Raw genomic sequence first — 12,447 nt, forward strand, 5'->3', positions numbered from 1 at the left:
TTATTTAATATGATATTTTTAAAAAAGTTATAAAATTTATACAAGAATTTATTAAAAAAGAAGGCACAAAATGGACAAAAAAAGAGTTTTAAGTGGAATTACGGCTACAGGAAAATTAACCATAGCAAACTATATTGGAGCAATAAAAAATATGGTTAAATTGCAAGAAAATTATGATAGCTATATATTTATCGCTGATCTCCATGCTCTAACCCTCCCTATTGAACCACATATCCTTGAAGAAAATCGTAAAAATATATACGCTTTATTTATTGCCTGTGGAATTGATCCTGAAAAATCGACCCTTTTTTTTCAATCAGATGTTATGGAACACGGTTTAATGAACTGGTTAATTTTAACAAATACAACTATTGGTGAATTATCGAGAATGACTCAATTTAAAGATAAATCTCAAAAAGTAAAAAGTTCAAATGGTATGGAAACAATTCCAACAGGACTTTTAATGTATCCAACATTGATGGTTGCTGATATTCTCTTATATGATGCTGATTTAGTGCCTGTCGGAATTGATCAGAAGCAGCATGTTGAATTAACAAGAAATATAGCCCAAAGACTAAATAATAAATTCAATATTAAATTCAAGGTTCCTGAGCCATATATACCGGAAGTTGGGGCAAAAATTATGTCACTAGTTGACCCAACTAAAAAAATGTCAAAATCAGATGCAAATGAAAAATCAGCAATTTATTTATTGGACGATCCTGAATTAGGATATAAAAAAATAATGAAAGCAGTTACTGATTCTGAAGGAAAAATTTACATCTCAGACGATAAGCCGGGCATTAAAAATTTATTATCAATTTATTCTTCACTTAAAGATATAGACTTAACGGAAGCTGAACAACATTTCAAAGAAAAAAATTATGGTGAATTAAAGCAAGAAGTGGGCATCTTAGTTAAAGATTTTTTAACTAAAATTCAATCAAAATACAATGAAGTAATAAAAGATATCGAAAAAAAAGCAAAAAAGGGAGCACAAAAGGCTTCAAAAACTGCTTCAATTACTCTTAAAAAATTTATGAAAGGACTAGGTTTAAATAATGAAATCAAATAATAAATTAAATCACTCAACTAGTCATCTATTAGCTGCAGCAATTTTAAAAATGTATCCAAATACAAAACTGGCAATTGGTCCTGCTATCGAGGAGGGTTTTTACTATGACTTTGAATTTGAAAATCCAATTTTTGAATCAGACTTACCTCGAATTGAAAAAACAATGAAAAAACTAGCTGAACAAGGCTATGAAATGAAAAAGGTCGAAAAAGACTTTTTCTCTTTTGAGAATCAACCCTACAAGCAAGAATTATATGATAAATTCGTAAATGAAAAAAAAGAAATAACCTTCTTTCAATTCAAACACCCAAAAACTAATGAAATTTTATTCACAGATCTTTGCGCCGGTGGGCATATCGAAAATACTAAAGAAATTAAGCATTTTAAATTGTTATCAATTGCAGGGGCCTATTGAAAGGGTGATTCTAATAACAAAATGTTAACAAGAATCTATGGTACTTCGTGAGAAACTAAGCAAGAACTTGATGATTACATAGAAATTCTAAAAGAAAGAAGGGAAAGAGACCACCGCAAAATAGGCAAGGATCTAAACCTTTTTATGTTTAGTCAACTGTCGGGCCAAGGTTTCCCAATTTGACTCGAGGATGGAATGAAAATTCACAATTCAATCCAAAGATATGTTTTAAAGTTAGATAAAAAATTTGGTTTCACCGAGGTTTTAACTCCTCATTTTGGAGAAAAAAAATTATATGAAATGAGTGGTCACTGATCACATTATCAAGACGTTATGTTTAGTCCTATATTGATGGATAATGAAACTCTTGTGGCACGCCCTATGACTTGTCCGCATCATATAATCTTATTTAATTCAACAAGGCGTTCATATCGTGATTTACCTATACGATATTCTGAACAATCTAGGTTGTACCGCTATGAAAAATCAGGTGCCCTTTCTGGATTAGAAAGAGTTAGATCTATGGATTTAACCGAAGGACATATTTTTGTTAGACCAGACCAAATTAAATCTGAATTTAAACACCTTTATAAAATGATTCTACAGGCACTCAAAGATTTTAAAATTGAAATAGACCATGTTTCGCTTTCCTTAAGGGACCCAAATGATGAAGAAAAATTCTTTAAGGATGATCAAATGTGAAACAAAGCCGAAAATGACCTTCGTGAAGTATTAAGGGAATTAAACATTGAATACAAGGAATTTATAGGTGAAGCAGCTTTTTATGGTCCAAAAGTCGATTTTCAAGTTAGAACTGCGTTAAATAGAATAATAACAATGTCAACACTTCAACTTGATTTCTTGCTCCCTCATAGATTTAACATGAAGTTTGTTAATGATAATGAAGAATTTGAAACGCCTGTTTTAATTCATCGTGGATTAATTGGAACTTATGAAAGATTTATCGCTACATTATTGGAACAAACGAAAGGTATTCTGCCATTTTGATTAAGTCCAAGACAAGTTACAATAATGCCAATTGTAAGTGATTTAAATGATTATTGTCAATCTCTATTTGAGGAATTTTTGGATTTAGATTTTAATGTTAATGTTGACTTAAGAAACGAAAGAATAAATAAAAAAATTCGCGATGCACAAATTCAAAAATCTAAATTTATAGTTATTATCGGACGCCAAGAGGTTCAAAATAACAAATTAGCTGTAAGAGAATATGGCAGTGAAAAAACCGAAATATATTCAAAAGAAGAATTTATAACCAAATTATCAATGCTGAAACGCGAATTAAAATAATTTAAAAAGTTAGGTAGCCCTAACTTTTTTAAAAATTTTTACTTTTTATATATCTAATTTAGATTATAGCCTTTACACGTAATACAATTAAAATAATGTTAACAATAATTAATAATGTTAATATTGTGAATAAAGCAAGGAAAGCTCTTTTTTCACGTCATAAACCAAGTTTTTTATTGTGAGGCATTGCTTTGCATGATGAACATGAGCTCATTGCTTCTTCAGCAAAACCTGTAATAATGTATTCGTGAGTCATTGATGAATTGCCTTCGTTTTCTAAATGAAATGAAACAACTAATGTATTGCCTAACTGTTTAACCTTTTCAATAATTGTTATGTATTTTGAAAATGATTTAACATCAAGAGCCGAAACTTGTGAAGCCTTTCTTGTTTCAATATTTTCAACATAAAAAGTTGTTTGTGATGCTTCTGCTTCTAAATCGATCATAGGGGTAGTTTTCATCTTTTTAACTGGCATTGGTTTATCCACCAAATCCTCCTTTTCAATATATTCAATAGCCTTTTCATTTTCAACTTTAACTTCTAATATTTTTTCAATTATGTTACGAGCTTTCTTTATATCAACACTTCCACGGTAGGCCCCGTCTTGATGAAATCACACACGAGTATCATTTTTTGATTTTTCACTAACTCTAATAAATTCTGAAACAGCATCAACAAATTCAGTAAAATTACCTGAAATTTTTTGATTTGCTTTTTTGAAATTAAATGACACTTTTTTATCATCACCAATCTTTTCAGAAATGTAATATCTTTCTAGTTTACTTTTGGTCATTATTTCCTTTCTATTGTTTTATATTTTATATAATATTATGCTTTAATTATAGACAAAAAAAATAATTTAATTCATTTATATAAACAATTTTTATTTTTTTAAGATACTAAATACTAAAAAAGCAATCATTTTCAATAAACAAGCAATGTTTTAGCAATACTTCTTATAAGAACATCAAACTAAAATTCAAGACGTTTATTATTTAATAATTCAACAATTTTTTCAACATTTTCAGGAGTTATTATAGGCTTTAATTGGCGCTTTGCATCATTCATAAAACTTGATAAATCTTTGAGTTTAAAGAAGCCTAAATATCCTGGATAATTATTAATATCAATTTTATCGATATCTTCAAATATTAAAATGCCAATCACTGGAAGATTATTAGGAAGTAAAGGAAGTAAATTATCAATATTTTTATTCAAATCCCAAAATAAGTTATTAATACAATATTTGGCTTTGGGCGTAGTCAAAAACCATTCACGATTATTATAATCACCTTCAACTAGCATAGCATTATCTTTTATATTTTTAATAACAAAAAGACCATAGCTATTTATGATTAGGGCACCACTAATAAAGGAGTCAAATTTTTCAGGTCTATATTTACCTTCCTTTATATATTTCATGTTAGGTATAAACCTACTTATTTTCTTAATTTCGGTGTTTAGATCAACTTTATTAATTTCACTTTCTTCATTTTGCATTTCACTTCTTTTTTTATTTTTAAAATGTCTTATAATAAAAATTAAGTCAATGATTAATATTATTGCTAACATTGTGTAAATAACAATCAACAACACCACAGCTTGTTTTTCCATTTATAAATTTCTCCTTAGACTAAAATGTGTCTTTTTTGTTTTTTATCAAGTTCACGAAAATTGGGGATAAATGATTCTAACAAATCCCGAAATGCTTTTGAGTGATTTGGATGAATTATATGGCAGACCTCATGATAGGCAACATATCTTATTATTTCTTCACTAAAATGAATTAATTTATTGCATATGCTTATCCTATGCGTCCTTATATTTATTGAAGCTCATGAAGTATTTTTTTTCATAACAATAAATTTTAGATTGCATTCCTCACCAACAATTTTTTTATATGCTTCATCAGCATAAAACTTAAACACGATAATTAGTTTTTTATTCAATTGATCATTTAAATAAGTTTCAGCTAACAAAGGAGTTATTTTTTTAGAGATTTTTATTGACTCAAATTTTTCATCATCAAAAATGATGAGATTTTCTTTTATTTTAAAATTAACTTTTTTGCCTAAGTAATAAAATGTTTTCTTATTATAATCAACACCAAGAAAATATTGATTATCAATATTGATTTTTTGAGTTATTTTTAATATTGTTTCATCCACAAATCTTCAACATTCCTTAGAACATAATTTTATAATTGAACCTTGCAAAACATAATAATTATTTTCTTGCAATAGCAAAAAGGAATTATCGTAAGTATAATAAAGTTTTATTAAATATTTTTCTTTATTTATTATTCTATAAACAGTCATATTAGGGCTTTTCATATAAAAATATTTTAATAAATTAAAATAAATAATGTGTAATTATTAAAAAAAGTAACAAAAAACAAAAATAGTAACTAAATACAAAAAAATATTGCGTTTTTATGTAAAATTAGTATGCTAATTATTTTTTTAGCAAGAAAGGCAAAAAAATGGCAAACATTAAATCAAAACAAAAAGCAATATTATCTAACGAAAAAGCTAACGCACGTAACTCAGCTATTAAATCAACTGTAAAGACTGCTATCAAAAAAGCTAAATTAGCAGCAACATCACAAGATGAAAAAGCAGCTGAATTAGTTGCTAAAGCACACCATGAAATTGATAAAGCTGTTTCAAAGGGTGTTTTACACCAAAATAATGGTGCAAGAAAAGCTAGCCGTTTAGATGCATTTATTGCTAAATCAAAGAATTAATTCTTAATAAATAATTTTTTAAAAACCGGAAAATTCCGGTTTTTATTTTTTTGCATATTTATTAATCTTAATATGCTTTTCTTTTTTAATATTAAAGACAATTACATATTCGCCTTTAATTGGCTCATTTTCTAATAATTTAATAATTTCATTTGGAGTCCCGCGATAATCTTTTTCAAAAAGTTTAGTTAACTCTTTGCATAAGTAAATATCAACTTTTTTAGAAAAAACTTCATCAAAATCTTTTAATGTACTTATTAGCTTATATGGCGATATATACGCCACATAAACACCCTCATTAATTTTTTTTAACTGATTAATTCTCTCGCCACTTTTATCTTTCAAAAAACCAATAAAGTTAAATGTAGATCCAAAGTTAGATTTTATGAATGCATGAGTAAAGGCAGTAACTCCCCCTATAACATCAACAAAAATTCCATTTTTATTCGCTTCACTAATTAAATTAAAACCAGGATCAGAAATGCAAGGCATACCAGCATCAGAAATTAAAGCAACTTTTTTTCCCGATAATATATAGGAAATAACACGGGGAGCCAATTCTTTCTCATTAAACTTATGATAAGAAATCAATTTTTTGCCTGTTATTTTAAAATTATTTAATAACTTCTTACTTACTCTTATATCTTCGCACAAGATAATTTCGACTTCATTTAGAATTCTAATAGCGCGTAAGGTTATATCTTCTAAGTTTCCAATGGGGGTTCCAACGATATAAATTTTAAACTCCATAGAACTCCTCTAATTTCAACAATAAAATAGCCTTTTGTAGATTAAAGTTTGCTGCATTTTTTAGATTTACTTTAGTTTCTTGAAGAACACATAATATTTTATAAATAGGAACATAATCAAATGATGTTGGTTGTATTTTATAATCATTCAAGATTAGTAAATCATTAAATCCTTTTTTTACTTTATATATATCCATAAATGCCATGATCATAAAATTTATGATTACTTCCTTATTATCATAATTAAAATGACTAATAATTTTAACTAATAATTTTTGTGGCTCTTTATTCGAATTAACTATTGACTTGCTTAATTCTGTAAAAATAGGAATAATGTCTTCATTATATTCACTATTTGTATGAACAAAGAAATTCTTAAATGGCTTAAATTCATTAATATCTCTTGTATTTAAGGTATTATTTAATTCAATAATGAATGCACGTGATTTAATTGTACTTATAACCTGAGAAATATAATTACAAGACATTAAAACAATGGTGTTTTGGGGTGGATTTTCCAAAAACTTTAAGAGACTATTAAGTGATTGCTGTGTACCATTTTCAACAGTGTCAATTATTAGTATTTTTTTCTTATTTTTAGATAACAACGATGTTTCAGTTGTTTCATTCATAACATCAAGAATATTTTCTTTGCCAATTGTATTTTTTCTTCCATCCACATAAAAGTAAATATCGCCTAGTTTAATGTCGCTAATTTTTTCAAAACATTCACCATTAACATTATTAATAAAATATAAAAAATATTCATCAAAACTTTTAATATTTTTTGATGAAAATAAATAAACTTGTCCTAATTTTTGCTCTAAGAGAGAGTTATCAATTATTTTTTTAAAAACAAAATCAATCATTATAAAATATTTTCTTTTTTAAGAATTTCTAAAACTTTCTCATATAAATCAATAATAGAACAATTTGCATCAATAACGCGGTATCTAGAGCGGTTTTTTGCAATAACCTTATTATAAGCCTCTCGCAAAGAAAAATAATATGATACATCGGAAGTCTCGAATCTATCCATTCCTTCACGCATCTTAGTAATTCTTTCAACCGATACAGAAGGTTCAAGATCAAAAAATATTATTAAATCAGGTTCAGTTTTATTTGTTGCTATTTGGTTAATTATTTCTACTTTTTCCAAGCCAGCCTCACCTAAAACTCCTTGATAAACATATGATGATGTTGTATAACGATCTGTAATTACATGTTTTTCTTCCTGCAAGGCAGGCCATATACCTTTTTCAAGATTTAGGCGTCTACTTGTCGCAAAAAGCAAAGCATCAACCATCGAGCTAAATGAATTTTCATTATCAAGAATTAATTGTCGAATGTGTTCAGCCTCTTTTGAAAAAGCAGATCCTGGTTCTCTAGTAAATACAAAATTATCAATTAATCCATCCTTAATAAGATCATTCTTTAGCATTTGAATAATAGTTGTTTTTCCAGATCCGTCCATTCCTTCAAAAGCAATAAATTTACCTGTTCGACCCATAAATACTCCTACACCTTTTTCTTGTTTAATATTGACTGTTTTAACGAAATCGGATCGGCGGCATCGATTGACATTCCAAAAGGAATACCAACAGATAGCTGATACAGATCCTTATTTTTTAATTCATCTCGTATCTTTTTCTCAAGAAATTTCATTGTTATTTGGCCATTTATATCAGTATTTAAAGCTAAAATAATTTCATCATTTTTTGATGCTACACTTAATAAATGGTTGATTTTTTTAGTTGTTTCATTACTAATTTGTTTAGTATTGATATATTCATTAAAAACAAAATATTTGCCTTTTTCAATGTCCAACTGCTCAATTTTTTCAATATCATTGTTATCTTGGACTACAAAAAGTTTTTTACCTCTTTTTTTATCTAAACAAATATCACAAATATCCTTAGTAGTATATGCTAAGCATTGTGTACACTTCTTGGTTTGCTTTTGTAAGTCTATAATATCCAAAAACAATGTACTTGTGTATTCTGGATTAACCTCAAGAAAATAAGTCACAATTTTGCCTGCCTGCTTTTTTGAAATACCAGGTATCATCTTTAGAGCTTCAACGATTTTATCTCTAAGTTGTAAATTCATTAAAATGGTAACCCGCTATTTGAATACTTTGCCCCAATTTCATCATATGCAGCTTCAATTTTTTCAAGAGCCTCATTAACTGCAAGCATAACTAAATCCTGTATTAATTCAGGATCCTCAGGATCTATTAATGCTTCATTTATAATAATCTCTGTAATTTTTCTTTGGCCACTCATTGTAACCTTGATTCCTTGCTTTTCAACAACAAACTTTTGTTGAGCAACAGCTTGCTCATCCTTTTCCATTTCTCCTTGAATTCTCTTTGCATTCTTTAACATTTCATTAATGTTCATAATAATTCTCCTTACTTTTTTTGATTTCCTTATGTCTTCACAATGTCGCCAAATAATTTCTTAGCAAATTCTACATTGGGATTTTGTTTATTTTTATACTTATCTAAATTTGGCAAATTAATAATTTTAATTTCTTCGCCTTTTTTGCTTGCTCAATTTTCTTTACAATATTTTATAGCATTATCAAGCTGGTTACGCGTTATTGCAACAACATTTGTGTATCTGCCAAAAATGCTATTAACAGCCTCAATAAAATCAGGACTAGTTCTTTTTAAATTTAGTTGATGAACCCTTGCAATGTCTTCACTTTTTAAAACAATGAGGTCATCAATACTATAAAATATTTTAAAATCTGTCAACAAAGGAATCAAATATCCAAGTTCCTTCTTAATTCTTCTTTCAATCATATTGTAATACATAGTATCAATATCTGTCTTAGCCTTGGAATCGTAATTATAAATCTTCATTCGCACGTATTGGTAAATAAAAACAAGTGAATTAACCTCATCTTGGTCTAACTCTGCCTTAAGGATTTCGACAGTCTTAGAAGGGGCAAGATCATTATACTCAGCACTAATAATATCATTTAATAAATCTGAATTCTCATATTCCTTGGCCGTTTCTACAATAAGAATTTCTGATGTTTTTTCAAGCAATTGATCAACATTTATTTCTTCAATTCCAACATCTTTGAGCTCTTTTTTGATTGATTGTGTGCTAATTTCATTAGGAGCTTCAAATTGGTTAGAAATGCTTTTAAGATCAAAAATTGAATTAAATTGTTTATGATTATCATTATTAGCAATTTCGTCATCAACCAGTTGGAAATCATTATTCAAATTATCTTGATGAACTTTTTCTTTATTATTAAATGAAAAATTATTATCTTCAATATTTTTTTTGATAATCCCATCATTTAAATTATTTTTCTTATAAGAAGACATCTTTAATAAATAAAGATCAATAAGTTCTTTGGGAATATCAGAATTTTTCGAATCTCTTATTGCGCTTTGAATTAATTCTATATATTTAAATAAAGCTTCATCATCAATATCAAGTTCACTAAGTTGCTGTTTGTTAGCAAACTCTAATAATGATTCGTCATGAGTTTTTTTCATAATTATATAGTCTTTAAATGCCTTAAATATTTGTAGAACAATTTTTTCAATGCTAGCGCCATTTTCAACCAAATAATTAAACTTGTCAATTAAAGGCTTATGCTCGTTGGCACATATACATTTTATTAAGTATCAGATATTTTGAAAATCTACTATTCCAAAGAGCCTTTCTATTGCTTCTTTAGTTATTTCTTCATTTGCACAATAAATAGCGACTTGATCAGCAATACTTAACGTGTCTCTAAAACTGCCATTTCCCAAATCAACAATTAACTTAATGGCATCATCCTTTGCTACTATATTTTCTCTCTTAAAGATATTAACAAGCTGATTAAATAATACTTTTTTATCAATCTTTTTAAAGTTAAACCTTTGAACACGACTTAATATTGTTAGCGGGATTTTCTGAGGATCAGTAGTTGCTAAAATAAATATAGCATGTTTTGGCGGTTCCTCGAGAGTTTTTAGAAGAGCATTAAAAGCTGCTTTTGATAACATATGGACTTCATCAATAATATAAATTTTATATTTACCATTTGTAGGCAAATGTTTGATTTTCTCTTTAAGTTCTCGAATATCTTCAATTCCGGTATTTGAAGCAGCATCGATTTCAATAATATCAATATTATTATCAATCGATTTAATGCATTCTAAACATGGACTTTCTGAGCTACGGTGGATACAATTAATAGCATTTGCAAAAATCTTTGCTGTCGAAGTTTTACCATTACCATGCGGACCACAAAATAGATAGGCATGGCCAATTTTGTTTTCATGAATAATATTTTTTAGTGTCTCTACTATGTGTTGTTGTCCACAAATTTCCTCAAATGTCTTTGGACGATATTGACGATATAGAGCTAAATATTTTTTTGTGATCACAGAACTCTCCCTAAACATAAATAATATATTTTATACCAATGTTTTAAATTTAAAAAACTCAATAACCTTTAGTTAAAGGTCTATCAAAAAAGCAAAGGTATTCTATGCTATTATTGTATTAAATTATATAAGCAAAAATTATCAAAACTTCTTTTTTTAAAAAAATCATGTTAACATAAAACAAACTATTATTATTGAAATTAAAAAACATTTACTAAGTTCTAACTAATAGTAAAAAGTATTTATTTTAATATATATAATAATAAATATGAATAAAATTGATAACCTAATCAAGTCACAAATCAAGCGCAATTTCTACACATTCTTTGTATTAGTAATAGTAGCTCTATTGGCATCCGTTATACAAATAATTGCTTCAGCATTATTAAAAAAAGACATCAATAAAAATTTATTAATTGGAATATTAGCTATAATTACACTAACAAATATTATTATGTTGTTAACTAGCCTTAGCTATATGCCAATATTTAAGGAAAGAAAAAATCTTAATCATAATAAATTATTAAAAACCGTTTTCGGTCTAGTTATTGCTTTAATTGCTTTTATTTTAATTTTTTTTCTGCTAATATTTCTAATCAATGGGACTCACCAGGCTATAATAAATGCTTACTTACAAAAAAATCTACATAGTAGGGAAAAGAATATTAATTTATTCATGAATTTAAAAATAATCAAGTTAATTTTTGATTCTCTTCTAATTTTAAATATAATTACAATATTGGGAATAAATATTACAATCAAAAAAAGAGGTGGCATCTTAAATGAAATACGTTAAATCATGCGGCGCAGTAGTGTTAAATAATATTGAATCTAAATTATATGTTTTGCTTGTTCAACAAACAGCCGGCCATTGGACATTTCCTAAGGGACATATGGAAAAAAATGAGACGGAGATCGAAACAACACTAAGAGAAGTTAAAGAAGAAACAAATGTTGATATTGAAATCATTGATGGCTTTAAAGAAAAAACAACATATTCTCCATTCAAAAACACAACTAAAGATGTTATATTTTTTTTAGCAAAACCAAAAAATTTTGATATAAAAAATAAGCCGGGAGAAATAGAAATAGTTGAGTGAGTTGGAATTGAGGAAGCTATGGTGAATCGCATTACTCATGACTCAAACCGGGAAGTGCTCCAAAAAGCTGTAAATTACTACATCATTAATTGTTGAAAATATAATAAATAAAATCTGGATTTAATCCAGATTTTTTATTATTTCTTTCCGCCGGGGATGTCATATATATCAATGATAGGTGCGTGACCTTGAATTCCGCCTGAAAATAAATTGTAAAGATCACCTCATTTTGTATCTTCATTTATGATGGTTTCTTTTTTAGAGGATGTTGATTCACTTTTTTGTTCTTGTTTTTGTTTAGATTCTGTTTTTGGTTTAGTTTGCATTTGACTAGGTTCATCATCCTCATCTCACGGAACATTTAACTCAGGCTCATCTTTCGGCACTTCAGTATCGTATAAATTATCATTATGGATAGTTATATCCTTATTATTGTGTGAATTATCTATTGAAAATCCAAATCTTTGTCCTTTTCCTTCTTTCGCCTTATCGTATTTGTTATACAAGTATCTATTAAAAAATGTGTCAATAATTCTTTTAATTTCATCATTAGAAGGATCGTTGTAATCAATTTCAATTTTTGGTGCTTCGTTTTTTATATTATTTATAAGATTATTGTTAGTATTGATTGAATCAACTGAGTCTA

The 12,447-nt window shown here is 27.5% G+C and carries 15 protein-coding genes; 5 read left to right on the plus strand and 10 right to left on the minus strand.

All coding sequences use genetic code 4. From position 1 onward, the window contains the following. The first annotated feature begins 70 nt into the window (after positions 1-70). Complete coding sequence (trpS, locus tag ACWXVU_RS02230; protein WP_456012104.1) at positions 71-1,075, plus strand: tryptophan--tRNA ligase; 1,005 nt, start codon at positions 71-73, stop codon at positions 1,073-1,075. Further along, positions 1,062-2,801 carry a threonine--tRNA ligase gene (gene thrS / locus ACWXVU_RS02235; protein WP_456012105.1) on the plus strand — a complete coding sequence of 580 codons (1,740 nt, stop codon included), beginning with the start codon at positions 1,062-1,064 and terminating at the stop codon, positions 2,799-2,801. Before trpS ends, thrS begins: the two co-directional genes overlap by 14 nt. 58 nt (positions 2,802-2,859) lie before the next feature. On the opposite strand, the gene ACWXVU_RS02240 is transcribed toward thrS, so the two are convergent. The 3 genes from ACWXVU_RS02240 to ACWXVU_RS02250 form a co-directional block, all read right to left on the minus strand. After that, positions 2,860-3,597 carry a hypothetical protein gene (locus ACWXVU_RS02240; RefSeq protein WP_438340690.1) on the minus strand — a complete coding sequence of 246 codons (738 nt, stop codon included), beginning with the start codon at positions 3,595-3,597 and terminating at the stop codon, positions 2,860-2,862. Between the two features lie 179 nt (positions 3,598-3,776). Further along, on the minus strand, positions 3,777-4,418 hold the full coding sequence (locus ACWXVU_RS02245; protein ID WP_456012106.1) for a hypothetical protein: 642 nt from the start codon (positions 4,416-4,418) through the stop codon (positions 3,777-3,779). A 14-nt stretch (positions 4,419-4,432) separates the two neighbouring features. Then, positions 4,433-5,137 carry a YgjP-like metallopeptidase domain-containing protein gene (locus ACWXVU_RS02250; protein ID WP_456012107.1) on the minus strand — a complete coding sequence of 235 codons (705 nt, stop codon included), beginning with the start codon at positions 5,135-5,137 and terminating at the stop codon, positions 4,433-4,435. Between the two features lie 149 nt (positions 5,138-5,286). On the opposite strand from ACWXVU_RS02250, the gene rpsT reads away from it, so the two are divergent. Further along, on the plus strand, positions 5,287-5,550 hold the full coding sequence (gene rpsT, locus ACWXVU_RS02255; RefSeq protein ID WP_438340687.1) for a 30S ribosomal protein S20: 264 nt from the start codon (positions 5,287-5,289) through the stop codon (positions 5,548-5,550). 42 nt (positions 5,551-5,592) lie between these two features. On the opposite strand, the gene rsmI is transcribed toward rpsT, so the two are convergent. The 6 genes from rsmI to dnaX are packed head-to-tail and all read right to left on the minus strand — an operon-like array spanning position 5,593 to position 10,701. Further along, positions 5,593-6,300, minus strand: coding sequence for a 16S rRNA (cytidine(1402)-2'-O)-methyltransferase (gene rsmI, locus ACWXVU_RS02260; RefSeq protein WP_444705043.1), 708 nt, complete (start codon positions 6,298-6,300; stop codon positions 5,593-5,595). Further along, positions 6,290-7,168: a hypothetical protein gene (locus ACWXVU_RS02265; RefSeq protein ID WP_455966068.1), complete on the minus strand. Its 879-nt coding sequence runs from the start codon at positions 7,166-7,168 to the stop codon at positions 6,290-6,292. The genes rsmI and ACWXVU_RS02265 overlap by 11 nt, the downstream gene beginning before the upstream one ends. Beyond that, on the minus strand, positions 7,168-7,809 hold the full coding sequence (gene tmk / locus ACWXVU_RS02270) for a dTMP kinase (protein WP_455966070.1): 642 nt from the start codon (positions 7,807-7,809) through the stop codon (positions 7,168-7,170). Before tmk ends, ACWXVU_RS02265 begins: the two co-directional genes overlap by 1 nt. 8 nt (positions 7,810-7,817) lie before the next feature. Continuing rightward, positions 7,818-8,408, minus strand: coding sequence for a toprim domain-containing protein (locus ACWXVU_RS02275; RefSeq protein ID WP_438340683.1), 591 nt, complete (start codon positions 8,406-8,408; stop codon positions 7,818-7,820). Beyond that, positions 8,408-8,701, minus strand: coding sequence for a YbaB/EbfC family nucleoid-associated protein (locus ACWXVU_RS02280; RefSeq protein WP_438340682.1), 294 nt, complete (start codon positions 8,699-8,701; stop codon positions 8,408-8,410). The genes ACWXVU_RS02275 and ACWXVU_RS02280 overlap by 1 nt, the downstream gene beginning before the upstream one ends. Before the next feature lie 29 nt (positions 8,702-8,730). Next, positions 8,731-10,701 (minus strand): DNA polymerase III subunit gamma/tau, encoded by a 1,971-nt coding sequence (gene dnaX, locus ACWXVU_RS02285; protein WP_456012108.1) that lies wholly within the window; start codon positions 10,699-10,701, stop codon positions 8,731-8,733. Positions 10,702-10,969: 268 nt separating this feature from the next. On the opposite strand from dnaX, the gene ACWXVU_RS02290 reads away from it, so the two are divergent. Continuing rightward, on the plus strand, positions 10,970-11,497 hold the full coding sequence (locus tag ACWXVU_RS02290) for a hypothetical protein (protein ID WP_455966076.1): 528 nt from the start codon (positions 10,970-10,972) through the stop codon (positions 11,495-11,497). After that, entirely contained in the window at positions 11,484-11,912 is a 429-nt protein-coding gene (locus ACWXVU_RS02295; protein ID WP_444705039.1) for a bis(5'-nucleosyl)-tetraphosphatase, read from the plus strand. The genes ACWXVU_RS02290 and ACWXVU_RS02295 overlap by 14 nt, the downstream gene beginning before the upstream one ends. Before the next feature lie 26 nt (positions 11,913-11,938). Here ACWXVU_RS02295 and ACWXVU_RS02300 read toward each other — a convergent pair. Next, positions 11,939-12,447 (minus strand): hypothetical protein (locus tag ACWXVU_RS02300; protein WP_456012109.1); only part of this gene is annotated, 509 nt, incomplete at its 5' end.

The sequence above is a fragment of the Mycoplasma sp. 2575 genome, from assembly GCF_053851635.1.